The sequence below is a fragment of the Dysgonomonas sp. Marseille-P4361 genome, from assembly GCF_900343125.1.
Classification (GTDB): domain Bacteria; phylum Bacteroidota; class Bacteroidia; order Bacteroidales; family Dysgonomonadaceae; genus Dysgonomonas.
This window is the reverse complement of the sequence record NZ_OPYL01000001.1, coordinates 835,116-858,846: the sequence shown is the minus strand read 5'-3', so window position 1 is coordinate 858,846 and position 23,731 is coordinate 835,116. Positions and strand designations below refer to the sequence as shown.

The window sequence follows — 23,731 nt, the reverse complement described above, 5'->3', positions numbered from 1 at the left end:
AAGGTTATTATTTTTTTGTTCCAAATGATTTCTTTACCCAACGAGGAACAATTAAAGCTCCTACAAAGAGATAATTATAATATGTAAGTAAGCGCCATAAAAGAATAATAAGAGGAACTGCACTGGCAATAGGAATAAATTCGCTCAGATATTGTTTAAATATAAATTCACTAAAACCACTTCCTCCCGGTGTTGGGCTAACCACCATAACAATCCACATGATAAATTGACGAGCAAAAATCAACAGATTATCATGCACCTCAAAAAATGCCATAAATATAGCATTAACCACTAGATAACGTGAACACCAAGATAAAATAGTGGCGATAACCAAAGGTAGCCAAAAGGAGAAAGATTTCCCTCTTATTTCGCGAGAACTTAGTATTATATCATCTCCAACCTTTACTGCTCCTCTATGCCAACGGCGTAAAAATGGCAATCTAAAAACCTTTATCAACAACCACCTTATCACCTGAGGCCTGATAAATAAGCCTATTATTAAGAAGGTACACAACAACATTTTTATGATATAGGCAACGATAAACAAGGTAAGAACACCCGTTCCAAAAGCGGATGTATCTGAGAACAATGTATCGAAAGGAATAAAAAGCAGCAGAATAGGAAAAGTGACAACAAAGAACATTTCATCAAGCAACAATGTCACAAAAACCATTGCAGAGCTTCGACCTACAGGAATGCCTTCTTTTGCAAGGAATAAGACAGCCATGCTTGACCCTCCTACAGAAGAAGGAGTTATTGCTGTACCAAATTCGGCTAGAAGTGTTACTTTAATACATTGTTTCCACGAAAGCTTTTTCTCAGTCAGGTAACGATAACGAATAATGAAACCAATATCCCGCCCCAACATAAAACAGAAAGCAATAAAAATCCAAAATACAGTGGCGCCAGTTACAGTTATCTGCTTCAACGCATTGAGATCGAACTCACGAGAAAACATATAAGCAATCACCCCTAATCCAATTAAGGTAGGGGCTATAATTTTCCAGATACTAAATCGTTGAGACTCTTTTTCCATTTACTAAATTAACATTCGTACAAAAATAAGAAAACATTTTATCATTCTATTTTCTTTCATTCAATAAAGCCTCAAGGCTATTTTCTTTTTATTACATTTGTGTGAACAAGCTTTCATCCGATTATATGCATGAATAAGCACCAACTACAAATTATAAAAACACATATTATCTCTCTCTTCGATAAATACAAGAAAAGTAAATTAAAATATCGAACAGGGATTCCTGTTTTTTTCATCTTACTTATCTGGTATATATTCAGCCTCCCTTCACCACTTTTCAATGTTCCTTATAGTACAGTTGTCTCCGACAAACACGGAGACTTACTCGGAGCCAGAATAGCAGATGATCAGCAATGGCGCTTCCCCGAAAACGATTCTATCCCCGACAAATACAAGATTTGCCTCATGGAGTTTGAGGATAAACACTTTTATAAACATTGGGGAGTTAATCCTTTAGCAATAGGACGAGCCATCAAGCAAAATGTAAGCAAGGGCTCTATCGTCAGTGGGGCAAGTACAGTTACAATGCAAGTTATCCGTATGTCTCGCAACCAAGACAGAACTTTTGGTGAGAAATTCATTGAAATGATCCTTGCTACGCGCCTTGAGTTTTCTTTATCCAAAAACGAGATACTTTCTTTATATGCATCACATGCCCCTATGGGAGGAAATGTTGTAGGCATTGAAGCTGCGTCGTGGCGTTATTTTGGGCATAGCCCTGCCACGTTATCGTGGGCAGAAGCTGCGACATTAGCCGTACTGCCAAACTCCCCTTCTCTCATGCACTTTGGGCGAAACAGGAACAAACTGCTAAATAAAAGAAATAGACTCTTAAAGAGACTTCAGGAAGAGAATATTCTCAATGAGGTAGATTATGAGTTGGCAATTTCAGAACCTCTTCCTCCCCACCCCTACGCTTTACCGCAAACAGCACCTCACTTAGTTACACGTATATATCAAGAAAACGGAGGAAAGCACATTACAACTACTATCGATAAAATTCAGCAGGAACGAACAGAAACAATCCTTAATAGATGGAATGCCGAATTTGCACAAAATGGGATAAATAACATAGCAGCCTTAATTTTCGACATCCAGAAGAATGAGGTTGTCGCTTATTGTGGAAATGTACACTTCGATAAAAATCTATCAGGCAATCAGGTCGATGTCATACAAGCACCTCGAAGTACCGGCAGTATCTTGAAGCCTTTTTTATATTGCGCTATGTTACAAGAAGGACAACTACTCCCCGAGCAATTATTACCCGACATTCCAGTCAATTTAAGCGGTTTTGCTCCAAAAAACTACAGTCTTCAATATGATGGAGCAGTACATGCATCCGAAGCTCTTGCACGCTCTCTAAATGTTCCATTTGTTGTTTCCCTCCGTCAATACAGTGTCCCCAAATTTTACAATATCTTAAAAAAGGCTGGACTCACCTCTTTAAACAGACCAGCCGAAAGCTATGGACTTTCGCTCGTGTTAGGTGGAGCAGAAGGGAAATTATGGGATATCAGCTATATGTATTTACAGATGGCTCAACAGCTAAACTTCTTCAACGAAGAGGGACGATACTTCGAAATAGAGCCTCCTTCCTACATTGCAAATGAGAATAATAATAAAAAAGGAGATAGGATATATTCTCCGCTATTTTCAGCAGGCGCAATATGGCAAACCTTCGATGCTCTAACTAATGTTAACAGACCTGAAGAAATTGATTGGAAATCTATCCCTTCAATGCAAAAGATTGCTTGGAAAACAGGTACTAGTTTTGGTTTCAGAGATGGATGGGCTGTAGGACTAAATTCAAGATATGTTGTAGGTGTATGGGTTGGGAATTCGGACGGAGAAGGACGTCCGGGTTTAACAGGCGCTCGCACAGCAGGAATGGTTATGTTTGATATATTTAATGCATTACCACGAGGAAGGTGGTTTCAAAAACCGGAAGAAGATCTGATAGCTACTGAAATATGCCGTGATAGCGGACACCTCAGAGGAATTAATTGTCCAGAATCATCGATTGATACTACATGGATTATGAGAAAAGGATTAGAAGGACAAGCTTGTTCATATCATAAGCTAGTACACCTATCCGAAGACCGAGCATATCAAGTTTATGAAAACTGTGCCGGGAAAAGAGGCATTATTCATACTTCATGGTTCATACTCCCTCCTACTTGGGAATGGTATTACAAGGCTCATCACTCTGATTACAAAACCCTTCCGCCATATTCTCCCGAATGTAAAAAGGAATTGACGATCAAACCCATGGAGTTTATTTATCCATATTACAATGCTGTCATAAATTTACCTAAACAGTTGGATGGCTCACCCGGTAAAGTTGTATTCGAGTTAGCACATCGTACTCCACATCATCGTGTATTTTGGCATCTGGATAATAAATACATTGGCGAGACTAAGGACTTTCATAAAAAGGATTACTCTCCTGCAAAGGGAGAGCATAAACTTACCGTTGTAGACGAAAGTGGAAATAGTATATCTATAAAATTCTATGTAAAATAAATTCATCAATTAGCTCGTTATAGGCGAATTACACTGTTTAACTAAATTTAACTATCCTTCTTTTAAATTCTAATGCAACGTTTTACCTAAACATACATCTTATATATACAAGTGAAAACTTACTTGTGTATGGCTTCCCAATTTTAACACAAACAACACAAACAAAACTCACAACAACGCACACACATTCAAAACCACAATGAAGCTAGCCCTTCTCTCTGAAGGGCATTTTATTAGCTATAAAACAAAAAAGTATCCTATTTTCATAGGATACTTTTTCTTTATATACAGATTCTATTATTATTCCTCTGTCTTTGGAGCTTCTTCAGTTGCTGGAGCTTTGGTTTCTACAACCTCTTCTGCTTTAGCTTCTACTTCCTCTGCTTTAGCTTTTTTTGCTGTTTCTTTAGCTTCTACAGGAGCCTCTACATCTTTTTTCTTAGATCTACGAGTTCTTCCCTTAGCTGCAGCTTTCTTCTCTTTCAACATATTCTCGTTGTAGTCTACCAACTCGATAAAACACATTGCAGCATTGTCTCCAAGACGATTACCAGTTTTGATAATACGAGTATATCCACCTGGACGATCTGCTACTTTTTGAGATACATTCTGGAACAATTCAGTTACAGCAACCTTGTTTTGCAAAGTTTGGAAAACCAAACGTCTTGAATGAGTTGTATCCTCTTTTGATTTTGTGATGATTGGCTCTACAACCTTCTTCAACGCTTTTGCCTTAGCAACCGTCGTGAAGATACGTTTGTTAGGACTAAGAATCAAAGATGCACACATGTTCGACAACATAGCATTTCTATGTGCACTCTTACGCCCTAAGTGATTAATTTTTTTATTATGTCTCATGTCGCTTACTAATCTTTATCTAATTTATATTTAGAAATATCCATTCCGAAAGATAAGCTCAAGCCATCTAATAATTCGTCAAGCTCAGTAAGAGATTTCTTACCAAAGTTTCTGAATTTAAGAAGGTCGTTCTTATTGAACTGAACTAATTCTCCTAAAGTTTCTACTTCTGCTGATTTCAAACAGTTAAGAGCACGAACTGATAGACTCATATCTGCCAGTTTAGTCTTCAACAGTTGACGCATGTGTAGAATTTCTTCGTCGAATTCTTCATTTCCATCAGACTCATTTTGTTCAAGAAGTATTTTCTCATCCGAGAACAACATGAAGTGATGTATAAGAATCTTAGCGGCTTCTTTCAAAGCTTCTTTTGGATGAATAGACCCATCGGTCGCTATTTCTATAACAAGTTTCTCATAGTCCGTTTTTTGTTCTACACGATAGTTTTCTATCGCATATTTCACATTACGGATCGGAGTATAAATAGAATCAATAGCTATAACATTAACATCGTCGGACAGATTGCGATTTTCATCAGCAGGAACATACCCACGGCCTTTGTTAATATTCAACTCGATTTGGAAGCTTGCATTCTTATCTAGATGACAAATTTCAAGATCTGGGTTCAATACTTCAAATCCTGATAGGTGTTTTCCTATATCTCCGGCTTTGAAAACTTCAGTGCCTGAGACAGTAATACTTACCTTCTCATTCTCGATCTCTTCTACGATTTGCTTAAAACGAACTTGTTTCAAGTTCAGTATGATGTTTGTAACATCTTCTATAACACCTGGTACTGTGGCAAATTCATGCTCAACACCATCGATCTTTATAGAAGTGATAGCAAAACCTTCTAGAGATGAAAGAAGAATACGGCGTAAAGCATTACCTACAGTAATACCATATCCTGGTTCTAACGGACGAAATTCGAACTTTCCGAAGAAATCATCCGCTTCTAACATCAATACTTTATCCGGTTTTTGAAATGCTAATATAGCCATGAATTTAATTAATTTTTAGAATACAACTCTACGATCAACTGTTCTTTAATATTTTCTGGGATATCTGCTCTTTCAGGGATATGAAGATATTTACCTGTCATAGCTGATTGATCCCACTCGATCCAAGGGTATTTGCTGTGATTGAAACCAGACAATGCTTCGCTAACAACTTCTAAAGATTTAGATTTTTCGCGAACTCCAATTAGTTGTCCAGGTTTTACTGAATATGAAGGTATGTTTACAACCTTTCCATCTACAACAATATGACGATGAGAAACAAGCTGACGAGCTGCTGCTCTTGTAGGAGCGATACCTAAACGGTAAACAACATTATCTAATCTTGATTCTAACATTTGTAACAACACTTCACCTGTAATTCCACGTGAAGACAATGCTTTGTCAAACATGTTGCGGAATTGTCTTTCAAGCACACCATAAGTGTATTTTGCTTTTTGCTTTTCACGCAATTGAATTCCATACTCAGATGATTTTTTCTTTCTTCCGTTACCATGTTGTCCCGGAGGATAATTCTTTTTAGAAAGAACTTTATCAGGTCCGAATATTGGCTCTCCGAATTTACGGGCGATTTTTGATTTTGGTCCAGTATATCTTGCCATTTTCTTTTCTAATTAATAATTGACGAAAGCTTAAATTGTGCAGCCGCGATTACAGAGAGGGTATACTTGTAATCAAAATCACAATCTTAGATTTCAATTTTCTAATTTAATTAAACTCTTCTGTGTTTTGGAGGACGACAGCCATTATGAGGTAGTGGCGTAACATCTACAATTTCGCTTACTTCAATTCCTGCTGCATGTATAGTACGGATAGCAGACTCACGTCCGTTTCCTGGTCCTTTCACATACACTTTTACTTTTCTTAGTCCTAGATCGAATGCAACTTTAGCGCAATCAGATGCTGCCATTTGAGCTGCATATGGGGTATTCTTTTTTGAACTTCTGAAACCCATTTTCCCTGCTGATGACCAGCTAATAACCTGGCCGTCATTATTCGTCAATGAAATAATGATGTTGTTAAAAGAAGAATGTATGTGAGCTTCGCCGATAGCGTCCACTTTTACATTTCTTTTTTTAGCTGCGACTGTTTTTTTTGCCATATCAAATTTTAATTATTTTGTAGCTTTTTTCTTGTTAGCAACAGTTTTCTTTCTTCCCTTACGTGTACGGGCATTATTCTTAGTGCTTTGACCTCTCAAAGGTAATCCTACACGGTGGCGGATACCTCTATAACAACCAATATCCATCAAACGTTTGATGTTTAGTTGTACTTCAGAACGTAGATCTCCTTCAACTTTAAATTCTGCTGCGATTATTTCACGCACGCTAGCTGCTTGATCATCAGTCCAGTCTTTCACTTTGATGTCTCTGTCAACGCCTGCTTTTTCTAGTATTGTATTAGCAGCACTACGTCCGATACCATATATATAAGTTAAAGCAATCTCGCCTCTCTTATTTTGTGGTAAATCGACCCCAACTATTCTTATTGCCATATATTATTTAGATTAATTTGCAAAATTAATAAATTATCCTTGACGTTGCTTGAACTTAGGATTTTTTTTGTTAATTACATATAAGCGACCTTTTCTTCTTACAATTTTGCAATCGGCAGTACGCTTCTTCAATGATGCTCTTACTTTCATATCTTTGTTTTTTTATTTGTATCTGAATGAAATTCGTCCCTTACTTAAATCATAAGGAGACATTTCTACACGTACCCTATCTCCTGGAAGGATCTTAATATAATGCATACGCATCTTTCCTGAGATATGTGCTGTAATTTCGTGTCCGTTTTCTAACTCTACACGAAACATTGCATTTGATAGTGCTTCTATGATTACTCCGTCTTGTTCTATTGCTGCTTGTTTAGCCATATAATTTTAATGATTTAGATTGCTTTATCTCCTAAAATAGCTTCTACATATTCGAAGGTTGATAAAATATCTGCTTTCCCTTCACGAATAGCTACTGTATGCTCGAAATGAGCTGATGGTTTACGATCTCTAGTTCTTACTGTCCATCCATCACTTTCGAAAACTACATTTTTGCTTCCCATGTTAATCATAGGTTCTATAGCAATACACATTCCCTTCTTTAACAAAGGGCCTGTTCCGCGTTTTCCATAGTTAGGTACTTCTGGCGATTCGTGCATCTTACGGCCAATACCATGACCCACTAATTCACGAACAACTGAATAACCACGTTTTTCACAATAAGTTTGAACTGCATCGCCAATATCACCAACACGATTTCCTGCTATAGCTTTCTCTATTCCTAAGTACAAAGATTCCTTTGTTGTTCTAAGCAAACTCTTAACCTCTTCTGAAACCTCACCTACACAAAATGTATATGCTGAGTCTCCACAAAAGCCATTTTTTTCGGTACCGCAATCAACAGAGATGATATCGCCATCCTTCAATACATAGTCTGAAGGAAAACCATGAACCACATTTTCATTAACCGAGATACACAGTGAATAAGGGAATCCATTATATCCTAAAAAAGATGGAATGGCTCCATGATCACGAATAAACTCTTCGGCTATTTTATCCAAAGATAATGTTGTAATTCCGGGCTTAATATGTTTAGCAAGCTCACCTTGTGTCATTCCCACAAGGCGATTTGCTTCACGCATCAATTCGATTTCTTCGTCTGTCTTTAGAAATATCATTTTTCTATTCTTTCTTAATAAGCAGCTATTGAACCTGAACGGCCTTTAATTCTTCCTGATTTTAGTAAACCATCATAATGTCTCATCAACAAGTGACTCTCGATTTGTTGTAACGTATCAAGAACAACTCCGACAAGAATTAGCAACGATGTACCTCCAAAGAATTGAGAGAACTCACGGCTTACACCGAAATAACTCGCAAATGCAGGAAGGATAGCAACTAGCGCCAAGAACAATGACCCTGGAAATGTTATACGCGACATAATAGAATCAATGTAATCTGCTGTTTTCTTCCCTGGTTTGATACCCGGAATAAAACCATTATTACGCTTCAATTCATCCGCCATTTGTACAGGGTTAATAGTCACCGCAGTATAGAACCAAGTGAAAGCTATAATCAAGATTGCAAATACAACATTATAAGCAACACTAGTATGATCCATAAAAGATCCCCAGAATCCACTTTGATCTGTAGAGAATCCTGCTATTGTAATTGGAACGAACATAATTGCCTGAGCAAAAATGATCGGCATCACGTTAGCAGCATTTACTTTTAATGGTATATACTGACGAGCACCTCCGTATTGTTTATTCCCTACAACTCTTTTTGCATATTGCACAGGAATTCTACGAGTACCTTGAACTAATAGGATTGCACCACATACAATAAGTAATAGCACTACTATTTCTAATAGGAACATGATCAGACCTCCTGCCGGATTATCAAGACGAGAGTTGAACTCTCCAATAAGGGCTAGAGGTAGACGAGCTATGATACCTACAAGAATAATAAATGAAATACCATTACCTATACCTTTATCTGTTATGCGCTCTCCTAACCATAAGACAAACATACTACCCCCTGCAAGTATTATTGTAGAAGGTACTAAAAATTGCCATGTAGTAGGAGCTGCCGGTCCAAGAGCACCTAACAAATAGGCAGGTCCTTGGAATAGCAAAATAGCTACTGTTAGATAACGTGTATATTGGTTCATCTTAGTACGTCCACTCTCTCCTTCTCTTTGCAGTTTTTGGAAGTAAGGTAATGCCATACCAAGAAGCTGCATCACAATGGATGCAGATATATATGGCATGATACCTAATGCAAAGATGGAAGCGTTAGCAAACGCACCTCCCGAGAACATATCCAAAATACCAAGTAGACCTCCGGCAGCCATAGAGTGCAAATTCTCTAGTTCTGCAGGATTTACTCCTGGTAGGATAATATGAACTCCGAAGCGATAGATCACTACGAAAAAGAAGGTTGTGAGAATCCTTTTTCTCAGATCCTCAATCTTCCATATATTTTCTAGTGTTTTTACTAATCCCATCTTACTTCAGTTTTGTTACTGTTCCACCTGCAGCTTGAATAGCAGCCTCTGCTGTTTTAGAAAAAGCATGAGCTTCTACATCAATCTTACTAGTAACAGCTCCGTTTCCAAGAATCTTAACTAGCTGATTTGTTGAAACAAATCCAGCATCAACCAATGTTTGATGGTCAATCTTTGTTAATTGTTTAGCATCAGCTAAGCGTTGCAAAACATCAAGATTAATACCTTTAAACTCGATACGGTTGATATTCTTGAATCCGAATTTAGGAAGACGACGTTGAATTGGCATCTGTCCTCCTTCAAATCCGATTTTCTTTGAATAACCAGATCTGGATTTAGCTCCTTTATGACCTCTTGTAGAAGTACCACCTAGACCAGAACCTGGACCACGTCCTATTCTTTTTCTTGTCTTAGTAGAACCTTCTGCTGGTCTCAAATTTGATAAACTCATATTTTTATATTTTTTTATCTTACTAAACTAAATTTACTCTACAATAGTAACCAAATGGTTTACTTTGTTGATCATCCCTCTGATAGCAGGTGTATCTTCGTGTTCTACAACACGATTCAATTTCTTAAGACCTAGAGCATCTAAGGTTCTCTTTTGATCTATCGGACTTTTGATTCTGCTTTTTACTTGTTTAACTTTAATTTTTGCCATAATAATTTTCTTTGCAAATTAACCTTTAAACACTTTTTCTAATGAAACACCTCTGTTTTGAGCAACAGTATAAGGGTCTCTCAACTCGCCTAAAGCTTCTATTGTAGCTTTAACCAAGTTATGAGGGTTAGATGATCCTTTAGATTTAGCTAATACATCTGTAATACCTACACTCTCAAGTACAGCACGCATCGCACCCCCTGCTTTTACTCCTGTACCCGGAGCAGCTGGACGGATCATTACTTCTGACCCTGAGAAGCGAGCTTCTTGTTCGTGAGGTACTGTTCCTTTTAACACTGGAACTTTGATAAGGTTTTTCTTTGCAGCTTCAACTCCTTTAGCAATGGCTGTAGTAACCTCACCGGCTTTTCCTAGCCCCCAGCCTACTATACCATCTTCGTTACCAACAACTACGATAGCAGCAAAGCTGAAAGTACGACCTCCTTTTGTTACTTTAGTAACACGGTTGATAGCAACAAGTCTATCTTTTAATTCGATGTCGTTAGTCGTTTTTATTTTATTGTTAACTCCTGCCATTTCTATTAAAATTTAAGTCCACCTTTACGGGCAGCATCTGCCAATTCTTTAATTCTACCATGGTATAGGAAACCATTACGGTCGAAAACCACAGCTGTAACACCAGCTTCTTGAGCCGCTTTAGCAATAAGTTCTCCAACTTTTGCAGCAATCTCTTTCTTAGGAGCTTTTTCGGTCATCTTTAGAGAAGAAGCAGCTGCTAATGTTTTGCCAGTAATATCATCTATTACTTGAGCATAGATTTGCTTATTGCTTCTGAACACAGTCAAACGAGGACGCTCTGCTGTTCCGGAAATATTTCCGCGAACACGCTTTTTTATCTTATATCTTCTATCTGTCTTTGTTAACATGATTTCTACAGTTTAAGAATTATTTACCTGCGGCCTTACCTGATTTGCGACGAATAACTTCTCCAACAAAGCGAATACCTTTACCTTTATATGGCTCAGGTTTACGGAATGAGCGAATTTTTGCACAAATTTGACCTAACAGTTGTTTATCACAAGATTCGAGAATAATTAGCGGAGCCTTATTTCTTTCTGATTTAGTTTCCAACTTCACTTCTGAAGGTAACATCATATGAATATTATGAGTAAAACCTAAAGAAAGTTCAAGTAGTTGTCCTTCGTTAGAAGCACGGTAACCAACTCCAATTAATTCTAATTCTTTGCGGTATCCTTCAGATACTCCTACAACCATATTGTTTATCAATGATCTGTATAGACCATGTAAAGCGCGGTGGTTCTTTTCATCTGATGGGCGTGTTACTGATAATACGCCATCTTCAACAGAGACTTTGATATCAGGATTAACTTCTTGCGATAGTTCTCCTTTTGGTCCTTTCACTGTAACTACGTTATCCTTGCCAACAGTAATTGTTACTCCGGCAGGAAGATTTATGGGTAATTTACCTATTCTTGACATATCTTACTATCCTCCCTCTTAATTAATAAACATAACATAATACTTCGCCACCAACTTTAAGTTCGCGAGCTTCTTTATCTGTCATTACACCTTTAGAGGTAGATAATACAGCTATACCTAGTCCGTTAAGGACACGAGGCATGTCTTTATACCCTACATATTTACGAAGACCTGGAGAAGAAACACGAATTAATTTCTTAATTGCATTTACTTTGTTTACAGGATCGTATTTCAAGGCAATTTTGATTGAGCCTTGAGGTCCTTCTTCTACAAACTTAAAGTTAAGAATGTAGCCTTTTTCAAAGAGAATTTTAGTGATCTCTTTTTTTAGATTTGACGCCGGAATTTCAACAACTCGGTGGTTAGCCATAATGGCATTTCTCACACGCGTCAAATAATCTGCTATTGGATCTGTCATGATTAAATTGATTTAAATTAATCCCGCCAATCGGGACAATATTTAAAATACTATACTAGAATAATTTCTTACCAACTTGCTTTTTTAACTCCAGGGATAAGTCCTTTAGATGCCATTTCTCTGAATTGGATACGAGAAATTCCAAATTGGCGAATAAAGCCTTTTGGACGACCTGTTAAGCTACAACGATTGTGTAGACGTACAGGTGAAGCATTCTTAGGTAGAGCTTGTAGAGCTTCATAATCGCCTTCCGCTTTTAATTGCTCTCTTTTTGCTGCATATTTAGCAACAAGTTTAGCTCTTTTTACCTCACGAGCCTTCATTGATTCTTTTGCCATCTTCTATTAGTCTTTTTTAGCGTTCTTAAATGGTAATCCGAACTCTTTTAATAGAGCATAACCTTCTTCATCTGTTTTTGCAGAAGTTACAAAGGTAATATTCATTCCCAAAATACGGCTAATGTTGTCGATATTTATTTCAGGGAAGATAATTTGTTCTTCGATACCTAGTGTATAGTTTCCTCTTCCGTCAAGTTTGCTTTCAATTCCCTTGAAGTCACGGATACGAGGTAATGCTACACGAACAAGTCTTTCTAAAAACTCATACATTTTGTCGTGACGTAAAGTAACCATCACACCGATAGGCATTTTTTTACGTAACTTAAAGTTTGAGATATCTTTTTTAGAATATGTTGCTACTGCTTTTTGACCTGTGATTGTTGTAATTTCGTTGATTGCTGTTTCGATAATTTTCTTATCAGCAACAGCAATTCCAAGACCTTGGTTAATAACAATCTTTTTCAATACAGGAACTTGCATTGGAGATTTATAACCGAATTCTTTCATCAAAGAAGCTACAATACGGTCTTTATAGTCATTTCTAAGAGTTGTTGTATTGCTCATTATTTAATTTCCTCCCCTGATTTTTTAGAATAACGTACTAACTTTCCTTCAACTTCTTTACGTCCTATACGAGTAGGTTTTCCTGTTTTAGGATCTACTACGTTAAGATTAGAAATATGAATTGGAGCTTCTTTCTTTTCTATCCCACCTTGAGGATTTTTAGCGTTAGGCTTAGTATGTTTCGATACCATGTTCAGACCTTCAACAATAGCGCGTTGTTTTTCTACTAGAACTCTCAACACACGTCCTGTCTTACCTTTATCGACACCGGTATTCACATAAACTATATCGCCTTTTTTGATATGTAATTTACTCATTGCTTTTTAGTTTTTTGAATTATAGTACCTCTGGTGCCAATGAAACGATCTTCATGTTTGTCGCACGAAGTTCACGAGCAACTGGTCCGAATATACGGCTTCCTCTAAGATCACCTGATGCATTTAATAACACACAAGCGTTATCGTCGAAACGAATATAAGAACCATCTGCACGACGGATTTCTTTTTTAGTTCTTACGATAATAGCTTTAGTTACAGCACCTTTTTTAATATCGCTCGAAGGGATCACATTCTTGATAGCAACCACAATCACATCCCCTACCGACGCATAGCGTCTTCTTGTTCCGCCCAATACGCGGATACATAAGCATTCTCTAGCTCCACTGTTATCAGCAACTACTAGTCTTGATTCTTGTTGTATCATAATTATTTAGCCCTTTCGATTATTTCTACTAATCTCCATCTTTTAGTTTTACTCAACGGACGAGTCTCCATAATACGTACTGTATCACCGATATTGCACTCGTTCTTTTCGTCGTGAGCATGATATTTCTTCGTTTTGTTAACGAATTTTCCGTACATAGGGTGTTTTTCTTTCCATTTTACAGCAACTGTAATTGTCTTGTCCATTTTGTTGCTGAAAACGACCCCGATTCTTTCTTTTCTTAAATTTCTCGTTTCCATCAGCTCTTATTTATTATTTAGTTCTCTTTGACGTAACTCTGTTAGAAAACGAGCAATATCGCGACGTTTTTCTTTGATTTTGTTAGAGTTATCGATCGGAGATACACTGTGGTTTAATACCATTTGATTTAATGCTATTCTTTCAGCATCTACTCTTTCTTTCAATTCTTTATCTGAAAGTTCTCTTACTTCTGCAATTTTCATACTTCTTAAGCGTTTTGAGTTAAGTCATAATCTCTGCGAACTACAAATTTTGTAGTTACAGGAAGCTTTTGAGCTGCAAGGCGTAAAGCTTCTTTTGCTACATCATAAGATACACCTTCGATTTCGAATAGTATTCTACCTGGTGTTACTGGAGCTACGAAACCTTCTGGAGATCCCTTACCTTTACCCATACGTACTTCGGCAGGCTTTTTAGTAATTGGTTTATCTGGGAAGATTCTTACCCAAACCTGTCCTTGACGTTGCATGTAACGGGTTACTGCAATACGAGCCGCTTCAATTTGACGTCCTGTAATCCATTTGTTTTCAAGAGTCTTGATTCCAAATGAACCGAAAGCCAATTCATGCCCTCTTTGGGCATTTCCTTTCATGCGACCTTTTTGCTGTCTTCTGAATTTTGTTTTCTTCGGTTGTAACATTTTAGTTCAAACGTTTTTAATTACTTTCTCTTATTTCTCTTGAAACCTTTTCCATCTCCGCCGCGACGGTCTCCTCTATTTCCTGCATTATTATCTCTTGCAGAAGTATTGAAGGAAGGAGCAAGGTCTTTCTTACCGTAAACTTCTCCACGGCAAATCCATACTTTAATTCCAATCAAACCAACTTTTGTTAGTGCTTCGGCATGTGCATAGTCAATATCAGCACGGAATGTATGAAGCGGAGTACGTCCTTCTTTATACATTTCTGAACGAGCCATTTCTGCTCCATTCAAACGTCCAGATACTTGAATTTTGATACCTTCAGCACCCATTCTCATTGTTGATGCAATTGCCATTTTAACAGCACGACGGTAAGCAATTTTGCCTTCTACCTGGCGAGCTACATTATTAGCTACAATAACAGCATCTAACTCTGGTTTTTTAATTTCAAAGATGTTGATTTGAATATCTTTGTCTGTAATTTTCTTAAGTTCCTCTTTCAACTTATCTACTTCTTGTCCGCCTTTACCAATAATGATACCCGGACGCGCAGTACATACTGTGATAGTTACAAGTTTAAGAGTTCTTTCAATAATAATGCGTGATACACTTGCTTTAGCCAAACGAGCATTCAAGTATTTACGGATTTTGCTATCTTCTAGCAAAGTGCTTCCGTAATTTTTACCGCCATACCAATTAGAATCCCATCCTCTGATGATTCCTAAACGATTTGCTATTGGATTTACTTTTTGTCCCATCTGCTAATTAATTTTGATTTTCTTTATTAAGTGTATCTACTTGGATAGTTACATGGTTTGAACGCTTACGAATTCTGTAACCTCTTCCTTGTGGAGCAGTACGCATTCTTTTCAGCATTGCACCACCGTCTACATTTATTATTGACACATATAGCTCTCCGCTTTCTGCTTTACGTTCGTTTTTAGCTTCCCAGTTTGCGATAGCTGAACGTAATAATTTTTCGATTCTAGCAGCAGCTTCTTTATTTGAGTATTTCAATACACCAAGCGCTCTGAATACTTCTACTCCACGAATCATATCTGCCACAAGGCGCATTTTTCGAGGAGAAGTCGGTACATTGTTCAACTTGGCCAAAGAAATAGCTTGTTTAGCTTCTTTTCTTTTTTCAGCTGTTATTCTTTTTCTAGCACCCATTTTTTAATGTTTTCTTTTTGTTAATTTAATGGCTTCTGCTCCAATTATCTTTTCTTGTTACCACCGTGTCCACGGAATGTACGAGTAAGAGCAAATTCTCCTAGTTTATGTCCAACCATATTCTCTGTAACATATACAGGAATGAATTTATTCCCGTTGTGAACAGCAATAGTATGACCTACGAAGTCAGGTGATATCATTGAAGCCCTTGCCCATGTTTTAACTACAGCTTTTTTACCTGACTCATTCATAGCCAAGACTTTTTTCTCAAGCTTAACATTAATATACGGGCCTTTTTTTAATGAACGACTCATAATATTTATTCTTTATTAATCAGGTTATTATTTTTTTCTTCTTTCAATTATATACTTAGAAGAGTGTTTTTTAGGCGCTCTTGTCTTAAGACCCTTAGCATATAATCCAGTACGTGAACGTGGGTGACCTCCAGAAGCGCGACCTTCACCACCACCCATTGGGTGATCGACTGGGTTCATCACTACTCCTCGGTTGTGAGGACGACGGCCTAACCAGCGAGAACGACCTGCTTTACCTGATTTTTCAAGTCCGTGGTCTGAGTTACCTACGCTACCGATAGTAGCTTTACAAGTAGAAAGAATCTTACGTGTTTCTCCTGAAGGCATTTTGATAATTGCGTAGTTACCTTCGCGAGAAGTCAACTGAGCAAATGCGCCTGCCGAACGAACCATTTTAGATCCTTGACCTGGACGTAATTCGATATTATGAATAACTGTACCGATTGGAATTTTTGCCAAAGGCAAACAGTTCCCTACTTCAGGAGCAGCCTCAGCTCCCGACATCACTACCTGACCTACTTCCAAACCTTGAGGAGCTATAATATAAGTTTTCGCTCCATCAGCGTAATATAACAAGGCAATACGAGCCGAACGATTCGGGTCGTATTCAATTGTTTTTACAGTAGCCGGAATTCCGTCTTTTGTTCTCTTAAAGTCAATCAATCTGTAACTTCTCTTATGACCGCCTCCGAGATAACGCATTGTCATCTTACCGGTGTTATTACGGCCACCAGATGATTTCTTACCGACTACAAGAGATTTTTCTGGTACACTTGCAGTGATCTCTTCGAATGTACCAATAATTTTGTGTCTCTGCCCCGGTGTAGTGGGCTTTAATTTTCTTACTGCCATTTTTTATTTAGATATTACTAAAAAAGTCTATACTATCACCTTCTTTCAAGGTTACTATTGCTTTCTTATAAGCAGAAGTTTTGCCGCTAATTACACCTGCTTTAGTGTAACGGCTTTTACGGTTACCAGAATACTTCATCGTATTTACTGATTCAACTTTAACACCGTAAAGTTCTTCTACAGCTTTCTTAATCTCCACCTTGTTTGCACTTGGAGCAACACGAAATCCATAGCGATTTGGAAATTTCTCTGAAATCGCTGTTTGTTTTTCTGTTAGTATTGGTTTAATTAAAATTCCCATATTCTATACCTCCTTATGCGTTTAAAAGGTTATCGATAACAGCTACCGATGACTCAGCCAATACTAAACTTGTACAGTTAAGAATTGAATAAGTATTTACATCAGAAGCCCTTACAACTTGCACTCTCTCTAAATTTCGAGCCGACAAATATACGTTTTTATTTTGATCTGGCAAAACTAGAAGTACCTTTTTATCAGCTACTTGTAAATTCTTAGCTAATGCTACGAAATCTTTAGTTTTTGGAGCGTCAAAAGTCAAATCTTCTATTACAACGATTTGACCATCTTTAGCTTTCATCGAAAGAGCCGATTTACGTGCTAATTGTTTAACTTTCTTATTTAATTTGAATCCGTAGTCTCTTGGTTGAGGACCAAATACGCGAGCTCCACCTACTAATACTGGAGATTTGATATCACCACGACGTGCACCACCACCGCCTTTTTGACGGATAAGTTTACGTGTACTACCAGATAGCTCACTTCTTTCTTTAGTCTTATGAGTACCTTGACGTTGGTTTGCCAAGTATTGTTTTACATCTAACCAAAGAACGTGTTCATTAGGCTCAATTCCATAAATAGCATCATTTAATGCTACTTTCTTTCCGGTATCTTTACCGTTTTTATCTAATACACTCAGTTCCATTACTTCTCTCAATTAATATTCAACTAATACGATTGAACCTTTACCTCCAGGAACTGATCCTTTTACTAATAAAAGGTTGTGTTCTGGAATAACTTTTATTATCTCAAGGTTTTGAACAGTTGTACGAACATTACCCATCTGACCAGCCATTCTTGTTCCTTTAAACACCTTCGCAGGGTATGAACAAGCTCCGATAGAACCTGGAGCACGAAGACGGTTGTGCTGACCTAATGTAGCCTGACCTACTCCGGCAAATCCATGGCGTTTAACAACACCTTGAAAACCTTTACCTTTTGATGTTCCGATCACGTCTACATAACCTTCACCTTCGAAGATATCTACTGTCAATACATCGCCTAATTTATGGTCTCCTAAACCTTTGAACTCGGCCAAGTGTCTTTGTAGTGCTACTCCTGCTTTTTTGAAGTGACCAATTTGAGGTTTGTTAGTATGCTTTTCTTTTGCTTCTTTAAAGCCTAACTGCAAAGCCTCATAACCGTCTTTTTCAACAGTTTTTACTTGAGTAACCACACAAGGACCAACTTCGATAACAGTGCATGGTACATTTTTACCATCGGCACTGAAAACGGATGTCATTCCGATTTTTTTTCCTAATAATCCTGGCATTTCTCTAAATTATTTATTTAAACTAATGTAAATTTTATCAAACTTTAATTTCTACTTCAACTCCGCTTGGCAACTCTAATTTCATAAGAGCGTCTACAGTTTTAGCTGTTGAGCTATAAATATCGATCAGTCTTTTATAAGAAGATAGCTCGAATTGCTCACGAGATTTCTTGTTTACGAAAGTTGAACGATTTACAGTGAAAATACGTTTGTGTGTAGGTAATGGAATTGGTCCACTAACTACAGCTCCTGTAGCTTTTACTGTTTTAACGATTTTCTCAGCAGACTTGTCTACAAGCATGTAATCGTAAGATTTCAGTTTAATTCTAATCTTTTGACTCATTGTCTTTTTTTAATTAATAATTGATATTTCTATTTAAATATTGATAAGGCTACGATTAAGAGTCATTTACTAATCGTAGCCTACAATTTTATTTTATCAAATCAACACGACCTTTAACTTCAGTCAACACTTGGCGTGCGATAGAAGGTGATACCTCTTCGTAGTGAGAGAATGTCATTGCTGATGTTGCTCTACCTGAAGTAATTGTACGTAATGCTGTCACATAACCGAACATTTCAGCTAGAGGCACTTTTGCTTTCACAATACGTGCTCCTGAACGGCTAGATTCCATACCTTCAACTTGTCCACGACGTTTGTTCAAGTCTCCGATAACATCACCCATACTTTCTTCCGGTGTTACAACTTCCAATTTCATGATTGGCTCAAGCAATACTGGATGTGCTTTTTCTGAAGCGCTCTTGAAAGCGAACTTAGCAGCAAGCTCAAATGATAATTGGTCAGAGTCTACCGGGTGATAGGATCCGTCAACAAGTACTACTTTTAGCTTATCTAGAGCATAACCTGCAAGAACACCATTCTTCATTGCAACCTCGAATCCTTTTTGAACTGAAGGGATAAATTCTTTTGGAACGTTACCTCCCTTAACTTCATCTACGAATTGCAAGCCGCCTTCGAAGTCTGCATCTGCCGGACCAACTTTAACGATGATATCAGCAAATTTACCACGACCTCCTGATTGTTTTTTGTATACTTCGCGCAACTCAACAGTATCTGTGATTGCCTCTTTGTATGACACTTGAGGACGACCTTGATTAGCTTCTACTTTAAATTCACGTTTCAAACGGTCGATAATGATCTCTAAGTGAAGCTCACCCATACCTTCGATAACAGTTTGACCTGTTTCGTCGTTAGTACTTACACGGAATGTTGGATCTTCTTCAGCTAGCTTAGCAAGACCTGTAGAAAGCTTATCTATATCTTTTTGAGTTTGAGGCTCAATTGCGATACCAATTACCGGTTCTGGGAAGTCCATTGATTCAAGAACAATAGGATTGTTCTCATCACACAATGTGTCTCCTGTACGAATATCTTTGAAACCTACTCCGGCACCTATATCACCACATCCGATAACTTCTTTCGGATTTTGTTTATTTGAGTGCATTTGGAATAGACGAGAAATACGTTCTTTCTTATCTGAACGAGTATTGTACACATAAGATCCAGCAGGAAGCTCTCCTGAATAAACACGGAAGAAACATAGACGTCCTACATAAGGGTCAGTTGCAATCTTAAACGCTAGAGCACAAAGTGGCTCTTCTGGGCTTGGATGGCGAACGATCTCTTCTCCTGTTCTTGGATCTGTACCTGTAATAGCCTCTGTATCGATAGGACTAGGCAAGTATCTACAAACAGCATCAAGAAGTGGCTGAACACCTTTATTTTTGAATGAAGACCCACAAAGCATTGGGTTAATTTGCATACTTAAAGCTCCCTTACGTAAAGCTACAAGAATTTCATCTTCTGTAATAGCAGAAGGATCATCAAAGAATTTCTCCATCAATGCCTCGTCGCATTCTGCAACCATTTCTAGCATTTTCTCTCTCCATTCATTTGCTTCTTCTAGTACATCTGCAGGAATATCACCTAGGTCATAATCTGCACCCATTGTTTCGTCATGCCAATACATAGCTTTCATACTAACCAAGTCTACAATCCCCCTAAAGCCTTCTTCTGCTCCAATTGGGATTTGAATAGGACAAGGATTAGCACCAAGCACATCTTTTACCTGACGAACAACTTCAAAGAAGTTTGCTCCTGAACGGTCCATTTTGTTCACGTAACAAATACGAGGAACATTATATTTATCAGCTTGACGCCATACTGTTTCCGATTGAGGTTCTACACCACCAACCGCACAAAATGTAGCAATGGCTCCATCAAGAATACGCAACGAACGCTCAACCTCTACTGTAAAGTCAACGTGTCCTGGAGTATCTATCAAGTTGATCTTGAAAAGCTCATTATTGTACTTCCATTGAGCTGTTGTCGCTGCAGACGTAATAGTAATACCACGTTCTTGCTCTTGCGCCATCCAGTCCATAGTAGCACTACCATCATGAGTCTCTCCGATTTTATGAGTAAGACCTGTATAGAATAGAATACGTTCAGATGTCGTTGTTTTACCAGCATCAATGTGAGCCATGATGCCTATATTTCTTGTATTTTTTAATGTTTCACTAACTTTTGCCATCGATTTTTTCTCCTAATTTTCTCTTAGCTTATTTTAAAATCTGAAGTGAGCGAATGCACGGTTAGCCTCAGCCATTCTATGCATATCTTCTTTCTTCTTAAATGCTCCTCCTTGACCGTTAAAAGCATCTGCAATCTCTGCAGCCAATTTATCAGCCATAGTTTTACCGCCTCTTTTACGTGCAAATAAGATAAGATTCTTCATTGACACTGATTCTTTACGATCTGGGCGTATTTCTGTTGGAACTTGAAATGTTGCACCACCTACACGGCGAGACTTCACTTCAACTTGAGGGGTTACGTTATCTAATGCTGCTTTCCATATTTCTAAAGCAGATTTTTCTTCGTTTGGCAGTTTCTTCTTAACAATTTCTAATGCTTCATAGAAAATACCGAATGAGATGGATTTTTTACCATCATACATTAAGTGGTTAACAAATCTTGTAACCTTTACATCACCGAAAACAGGATCTGGAAGAATCTGTCTTTTCTTTGGTTTTGTTTTTCTCATTTTGTTCTTGAAAAATTTTGTTCTTGTTTTTGGTTGCCATTCTGCTGTCTTCAACAGTTCCGCCGAACTATTTACTCAACCTATGTATAGCCTATCCAATAAACTTAAACCGTTTTAATACTTAATTAAAAAATCTCGGTTTGGGTTTCGGGGATTATTTTTTCTTACCACCCTTAGCTGCAGCTGCTGCCGCTTGACCCGGTTTAGGACGTTTAGCTCCGTATTTAGAGCGACGTTGCGTACGACCATTTACTCCTGCAGTATCCAATGTACCACGAACAATGTGATAACGAACACCTGGAAGGTCTTTAACACGACCACCTCTAACAAGTACAATAGAGTGCTCCTGCAAGTTATGTCCTTCTCCAGGAATATAAGCATTTACCTCTTTTGAGTTTGTTAAACGCACACGTGCTACCTTACGCATCGCTGAATTAGGTTTTTTAGGAGTAGTCGTATACACACGAATACACACACCTCTACGTTGAGGACATGCATCTAGTGCACGAGATTTACTCTTTTCAACCAAAACAGTCCGTCCTTTTCTTACTAATTGTTGAATTGTAGGCATCTTGTTTTACTTTAAAACTTTAATTTCAATTTAAATAATATTTTCACACTCGAAAAACGCCTGAAACGGAAACTACATTAATGTAAATCAAAGACTTAACATCAAGAAGTTTCTTTTCCACGCATCATTCGGGTTGCAAATGTAGACATAATCAATAAGATACACAAATAATTAGAAAAAAAAATAAGGATTCAAACCTTCAGACAACCAATTAGAACAGGACGTAAACTTCAAAAAAAAACGCAATGGATAAAACCATTGCGCTTAATGTAAAATTATAATTGTTCGTTAGAAAGAAAAATCAACTCCTACAGCAAACACTTTATTTGTTCTTAAAAAAACGTCTTTTCCTGAAAGATAAGTCTCTGTAGTTGGTATTTTTGCATAATTAGTATTTTCTTTACTCCAATCTGAATATGTAGTCCAAAAATACCCAATATTCAACATTACATTCTCTGACACATTCACAGCTCCTCCAAGTCCAATAGAATAGGAATTTATAGAAAAACTAAGATCAGTTAAATAATCATCCGTCACTCCATAACGCGTCATTTGCGCGCCAGCACTAACTAAAAACAAACGATTTATCCGATATTCCAATCCTGCTAAATACTCATTCGTTCCCCCGTCAAGCAATTTCTGTTTATCGTTCGCCATTTGCGCTTCTTTATCAAAGAAATGATGGTAACCTACGCTAGCAAGCAATTGAGGTGTAATTTGATAAGATGCTCCGATAGAGAAAAGAGCAGGAATATCATGAGGTGTATTCACTCCATCCTTAAACTGATCTAAGCCTCCATCTTTTCCATTTATAGTTTTGCTTTCAACATCAAGGGATGTTTTAAACTCATATTTAGCACCAATATTCAATCCTTTATAATTAAAGTTTAATCCTAATATAGGAGCAACACCCCAACCCGATTGTTTATTATCAATCTCTCTATCCGCCACCAAATCTACCAAAGCTGGTTGACCTATAGTTGTAAAGAAATCTACTGCTGACAACATATCTCCATTAGGATTTAACTGCGGATGTTTAGGGTTAATTTTAATATTTTTCAAATAGCCTTCGTAGCCATTATTCACAATATTGAGACGAAAACCAGCATAAGCTGAGAACATATCATTGATAGCATAACTACCACCAAGCTGCAATCCATAAATGAAAGATGAACCTGTCATATAAGCATCAACAGAATAATTAGACGTCTCCAACCCCATACCATTAGTCATAGCAACAGGCAACACCGCCACCATAGATTCAAATGAAGCTAGACCTCTATTAAAAGTAGCTTTACCACCGCCTCCGGTTACTGCAAAATTTCCAGACAAAACCCATTTACCTGTTTTATATGCAGCCTGGAGACTTGGAACTAGCGGAGCAGAAGCTTTCCCTTCATACAATTTTGTAGCATCTCCACCAAAACTAGCAAAGGGAACAAATGTAGATGTTATAGTTCTTGTTTGAAATGCACTCTGATTTGAAAAAGAAAAATGCAAACCATCTTTCAATTTCACCAATCCTGCAGGGTTGGTATAAGCAGCATCTATTTGTGTAGAAGCATCACGTGCTACCATTCTAATAAAATGCGCACTTTGATTTGTGTTGGTCAAGATTCCTCCTGCCGATACAAAAGAAACCTTACATAAAGTTAATAATGCGATTAACGCAATTCTATTCATTTTCATTCTTTGTATACTTT

General features: G+C 37.6%; 36 protein-coding genes. 1 reads left to right on the top strand and 35 read right to left on the bottom strand.

The features are described from left to right. Positions 1-7: 7 nt before the first annotated feature. Positions 8-1,036: a lysylphosphatidylglycerol synthase transmembrane domain-containing protein gene (locus DHU68_RS03630; RefSeq protein WP_108821577.1), complete on the bottom strand. Its 1,029-nt coding sequence runs from the start codon at positions 1,034-1,036 to the stop codon at positions 8-10. 129 nt (positions 1,037-1,165) lie between these two features. On the opposite strand from DHU68_RS03630, the gene pbpC reads away from it, so the two are divergent. Beyond that, positions 1,166-3,559, top strand: coding sequence for a penicillin-binding protein 1C (gene pbpC, locus DHU68_RS03625; protein ID WP_108821576.1), 2,394 nt, complete (start codon positions 1,166-1,168; stop codon positions 3,557-3,559). 300 nt (positions 3,560-3,859) lie between these two features. Here pbpC and rplQ read toward each other — a convergent pair whose 3' ends face one another. From rplQ to DHU68_RS03455, 34 genes are all read right to left on the bottom strand, one after another. Next, the gene (rplQ, locus tag DHU68_RS03620) at positions 3,860-4,417 is read right to left on the bottom strand and encodes a 50S ribosomal protein L17 (protein ID WP_108821575.1); all 558 of its coding nucleotides are present in this window, start codon (positions 4,415-4,417) and stop codon (positions 3,860-3,862) included. Between the two features lie 8 nt (positions 4,418-4,425). After that, entirely contained in the window at positions 4,426-5,418 is a 993-nt protein-coding gene (locus tag DHU68_RS03615; protein ID WP_108821574.1) for a DNA-directed RNA polymerase subunit alpha, read from the bottom strand. Positions 5,419-5,426: 8 nt separating this feature from the next. Continuing rightward, entirely contained in the window at positions 5,427-6,035 is a 609-nt protein-coding gene (rpsD, locus tag DHU68_RS03610) for a 30S ribosomal protein S4 (protein WP_108821573.1), read from the bottom strand. Positions 6,036-6,145: 110 nt separating this feature from the next. Beyond that, a complete protein-coding gene (gene rpsK, locus DHU68_RS03605; RefSeq protein WP_108821572.1) occupies positions 6,146-6,535 on the bottom strand; it encodes a 30S ribosomal protein S11 in 390 nt (129 codons plus the stop codon). Between the two features lie 12 nt (positions 6,536-6,547). Next, a complete protein-coding gene (gene rpsM / locus DHU68_RS03600; protein WP_108821571.1) occupies positions 6,548-6,928 on the bottom strand; it encodes a 30S ribosomal protein S13 in 381 nt (126 codons plus the stop codon). 33 nt (positions 6,929-6,961) lie between these two features. Next, complete coding sequence (gene ykgO / locus DHU68_RS03595) at positions 6,962-7,078, bottom strand: type B 50S ribosomal protein L36 (RefSeq protein ID WP_009433293.1); 117 nt, start codon at positions 7,076-7,078, stop codon at positions 6,962-6,964. A 12-nt stretch (positions 7,079-7,090) separates the two neighbouring features. Beyond that, the gene (gene infA / locus DHU68_RS03590; RefSeq protein ID WP_029903284.1) at positions 7,091-7,309 is read right to left on the bottom strand and encodes a translation initiation factor IF-1; all 219 of its coding nucleotides are present in this window, start codon (positions 7,307-7,309) and stop codon (positions 7,091-7,093) included. Between the two features lie 14 nt (positions 7,310-7,323). Then, positions 7,324-8,106, bottom strand: a complete 783-nt coding sequence (map, locus tag DHU68_RS03585) for a type I methionyl aminopeptidase (protein ID WP_108821570.1) — start codon at positions 8,104-8,106, stop codon at positions 7,324-7,326. Positions 8,107-8,120: 14 nt separating this feature from the next. Beyond that, complete coding sequence (gene secY / locus DHU68_RS03580; RefSeq protein ID WP_108821569.1) at positions 8,121-9,437, bottom strand: preprotein translocase subunit SecY; 1,317 nt, start codon at positions 9,435-9,437, stop codon at positions 8,121-8,123. A gap of 1 nt (position 9,438) precedes the next feature. Then, positions 9,439-9,888, bottom strand: coding sequence for a 50S ribosomal protein L15 (gene rplO, locus DHU68_RS03575; RefSeq protein WP_108821568.1), 450 nt, complete (start codon positions 9,886-9,888; stop codon positions 9,439-9,441). A gap of 33 nt (positions 9,889-9,921) precedes the next feature. After that, the gene (rpmD, locus tag DHU68_RS03570; protein ID WP_108821567.1) at positions 9,922-10,098 is read right to left on the bottom strand and encodes a 50S ribosomal protein L30; all 177 of its coding nucleotides are present in this window, start codon (positions 10,096-10,098) and stop codon (positions 9,922-9,924) included. An 18-nt stretch (positions 10,099-10,116) separates the two neighbouring features. Then, positions 10,117-10,635, bottom strand: a complete 519-nt coding sequence (rpsE, locus tag DHU68_RS03565) for a 30S ribosomal protein S5 (RefSeq protein WP_108821566.1) — start codon at positions 10,633-10,635, stop codon at positions 10,117-10,119. Positions 10,636-10,640: 5 nt separating this feature from the next. Beyond that, positions 10,641-10,985: a 50S ribosomal protein L18 gene (rplR, locus tag DHU68_RS03560; protein WP_108821565.1), complete on the bottom strand. Its 345-nt coding sequence runs from the start codon at positions 10,983-10,985 to the stop codon at positions 10,641-10,643. Positions 10,986-11,004: 19 nt separating this feature from the next. Further along, entirely contained in the window at positions 11,005-11,559 is a 555-nt protein-coding gene (gene rplF / locus DHU68_RS03555; RefSeq protein WP_108821564.1) for a 50S ribosomal protein L6, read from the bottom strand. 22 nt (positions 11,560-11,581) lie between these two features. After that, positions 11,582-11,977: a 30S ribosomal protein S8 gene (rpsH, locus tag DHU68_RS03550; protein ID WP_108821563.1), complete on the bottom strand. Its 396-nt coding sequence runs from the start codon at positions 11,975-11,977 to the stop codon at positions 11,582-11,584. Between the two features lie 68 nt (positions 11,978-12,045). Beyond that, a complete protein-coding gene (gene rpsN / locus DHU68_RS03545) occupies positions 12,046-12,315 on the bottom strand; it encodes a 30S ribosomal protein S14 (RefSeq protein ID WP_108821562.1) in 270 nt (89 codons plus the stop codon). A gap of 6 nt (positions 12,316-12,321) precedes the next feature. After that, a complete protein-coding gene (gene rplE, locus DHU68_RS03540) occupies positions 12,322-12,879 on the bottom strand; it encodes a 50S ribosomal protein L5 (protein WP_108821561.1) in 558 nt (185 codons plus the stop codon). Further along, positions 12,879-13,196, bottom strand: coding sequence for a 50S ribosomal protein L24 (rplX, locus tag DHU68_RS03535; RefSeq protein WP_108821560.1), 318 nt, complete (start codon positions 13,194-13,196; stop codon positions 12,879-12,881). The genes rplE and rplX overlap by 1 nt, the downstream gene beginning before the upstream one ends. Before the next feature lie 19 nt (positions 13,197-13,215). Further along, positions 13,216-13,581, bottom strand: coding sequence for a 50S ribosomal protein L14 (gene rplN / locus DHU68_RS03530; RefSeq protein ID WP_108821559.1), 366 nt, complete (start codon positions 13,579-13,581; stop codon positions 13,216-13,218). Between the two features lie 2 nt (positions 13,582-13,583). Then, entirely contained in the window at positions 13,584-13,841 is a 258-nt protein-coding gene (gene rpsQ / locus DHU68_RS03525) for a 30S ribosomal protein S17 (protein ID WP_108821558.1), read from the bottom strand. A gap of 6 nt (positions 13,842-13,847) precedes the next feature. Then, positions 13,848-14,045 (bottom strand): 50S ribosomal protein L29, encoded by a 198-nt coding sequence (gene rpmC, locus DHU68_RS03520; RefSeq protein WP_108821557.1) that lies wholly within the window; start codon positions 14,043-14,045, stop codon positions 13,848-13,850. 5 nt (positions 14,046-14,050) lie between these two features. Next, positions 14,051-14,482 carry a 50S ribosomal protein L16 gene (gene rplP, locus DHU68_RS03515; protein ID WP_108821556.1) on the bottom strand — a complete coding sequence of 144 codons (432 nt, stop codon included), beginning with the start codon at positions 14,480-14,482 and terminating at the stop codon, positions 14,051-14,053. 20 nt (positions 14,483-14,502) lie between these two features. Further along, the gene (rpsC, locus tag DHU68_RS03510; protein ID WP_108821555.1) at positions 14,503-15,240 is read right to left on the bottom strand and encodes a 30S ribosomal protein S3; all 738 of its coding nucleotides are present in this window, start codon (positions 15,238-15,240) and stop codon (positions 14,503-14,505) included. 7 nt (positions 15,241-15,247) lie between these two features. Next, entirely contained in the window at positions 15,248-15,655 is a 408-nt protein-coding gene (rplV, locus tag DHU68_RS03505; protein WP_108821554.1) for a 50S ribosomal protein L22, read from the bottom strand. A gap of 44 nt (positions 15,656-15,699) precedes the next feature. Then, the gene (rpsS, locus tag DHU68_RS03500; RefSeq protein WP_029903251.1) at positions 15,700-15,969 is read right to left on the bottom strand and encodes a 30S ribosomal protein S19; all 270 of its coding nucleotides are present in this window, start codon (positions 15,967-15,969) and stop codon (positions 15,700-15,702) included. Positions 15,970-15,996: 27 nt separating this feature from the next. After that, positions 15,997-16,821, bottom strand: coding sequence for a 50S ribosomal protein L2 (rplB, locus tag DHU68_RS03495; RefSeq protein WP_108821553.1), 825 nt, complete (start codon positions 16,819-16,821; stop codon positions 15,997-15,999). Between the two features lie 7 nt (positions 16,822-16,828). Continuing rightward, positions 16,829-17,122: a 50S ribosomal protein L23 gene (gene rplW, locus DHU68_RS03490; RefSeq protein WP_108821552.1), complete on the bottom strand. Its 294-nt coding sequence runs from the start codon at positions 17,120-17,122 to the stop codon at positions 16,829-16,831. 13 nt (positions 17,123-17,135) lie between these two features. Then, on the bottom strand, positions 17,136-17,765 hold the full coding sequence (gene rplD / locus DHU68_RS03485) for a 50S ribosomal protein L4 (RefSeq protein WP_108821551.1): 630 nt from the start codon (positions 17,763-17,765) through the stop codon (positions 17,136-17,138). Positions 17,766-17,777: 12 nt separating this feature from the next. After that, complete coding sequence (rplC, locus tag DHU68_RS03480) at positions 17,778-18,392, bottom strand: 50S ribosomal protein L3 (protein ID WP_108821550.1); 615 nt, start codon at positions 18,390-18,392, stop codon at positions 17,778-17,780. Between the two features lie 37 nt (positions 18,393-18,429). After that, complete coding sequence (gene rpsJ, locus DHU68_RS03475) at positions 18,430-18,735, bottom strand: 30S ribosomal protein S10 (protein ID WP_006800262.1); 306 nt, start codon at positions 18,733-18,735, stop codon at positions 18,430-18,432. Between the two features lie 88 nt (positions 18,736-18,823). Then, complete coding sequence (gene fusA, locus DHU68_RS03470) at positions 18,824-20,947, bottom strand: elongation factor G (RefSeq protein WP_108821549.1); 2,124 nt, start codon at positions 20,945-20,947, stop codon at positions 18,824-18,826. Between the two features lie 33 nt (positions 20,948-20,980). Continuing rightward, positions 20,981-21,457 carry a 30S ribosomal protein S7 gene (gene rpsG, locus DHU68_RS03465; protein ID WP_108821548.1) on the bottom strand — a complete coding sequence of 159 codons (477 nt, stop codon included), beginning with the start codon at positions 21,455-21,457 and terminating at the stop codon, positions 20,981-20,983. A gap of 154 nt (positions 21,458-21,611) precedes the next feature. Continuing rightward, the gene (gene rpsL / locus DHU68_RS03460) at positions 21,612-22,028 is read right to left on the bottom strand and encodes a 30S ribosomal protein S12 (protein ID WP_108821547.1); all 417 of its coding nucleotides are present in this window, start codon (positions 22,026-22,028) and stop codon (positions 21,612-21,614) included. A 288-nt stretch (positions 22,029-22,316) separates the two neighbouring features. Further along, on the bottom strand, positions 22,317-23,711 hold the full coding sequence (locus tag DHU68_RS03455; RefSeq protein ID WP_108821654.1) for an OmpP1/FadL family transporter: 1,395 nt from the start codon (positions 23,709-23,711) through the stop codon (positions 22,317-22,319). Between the last annotated feature and the right edge of the window lie 20 nt (positions 23,712-23,731).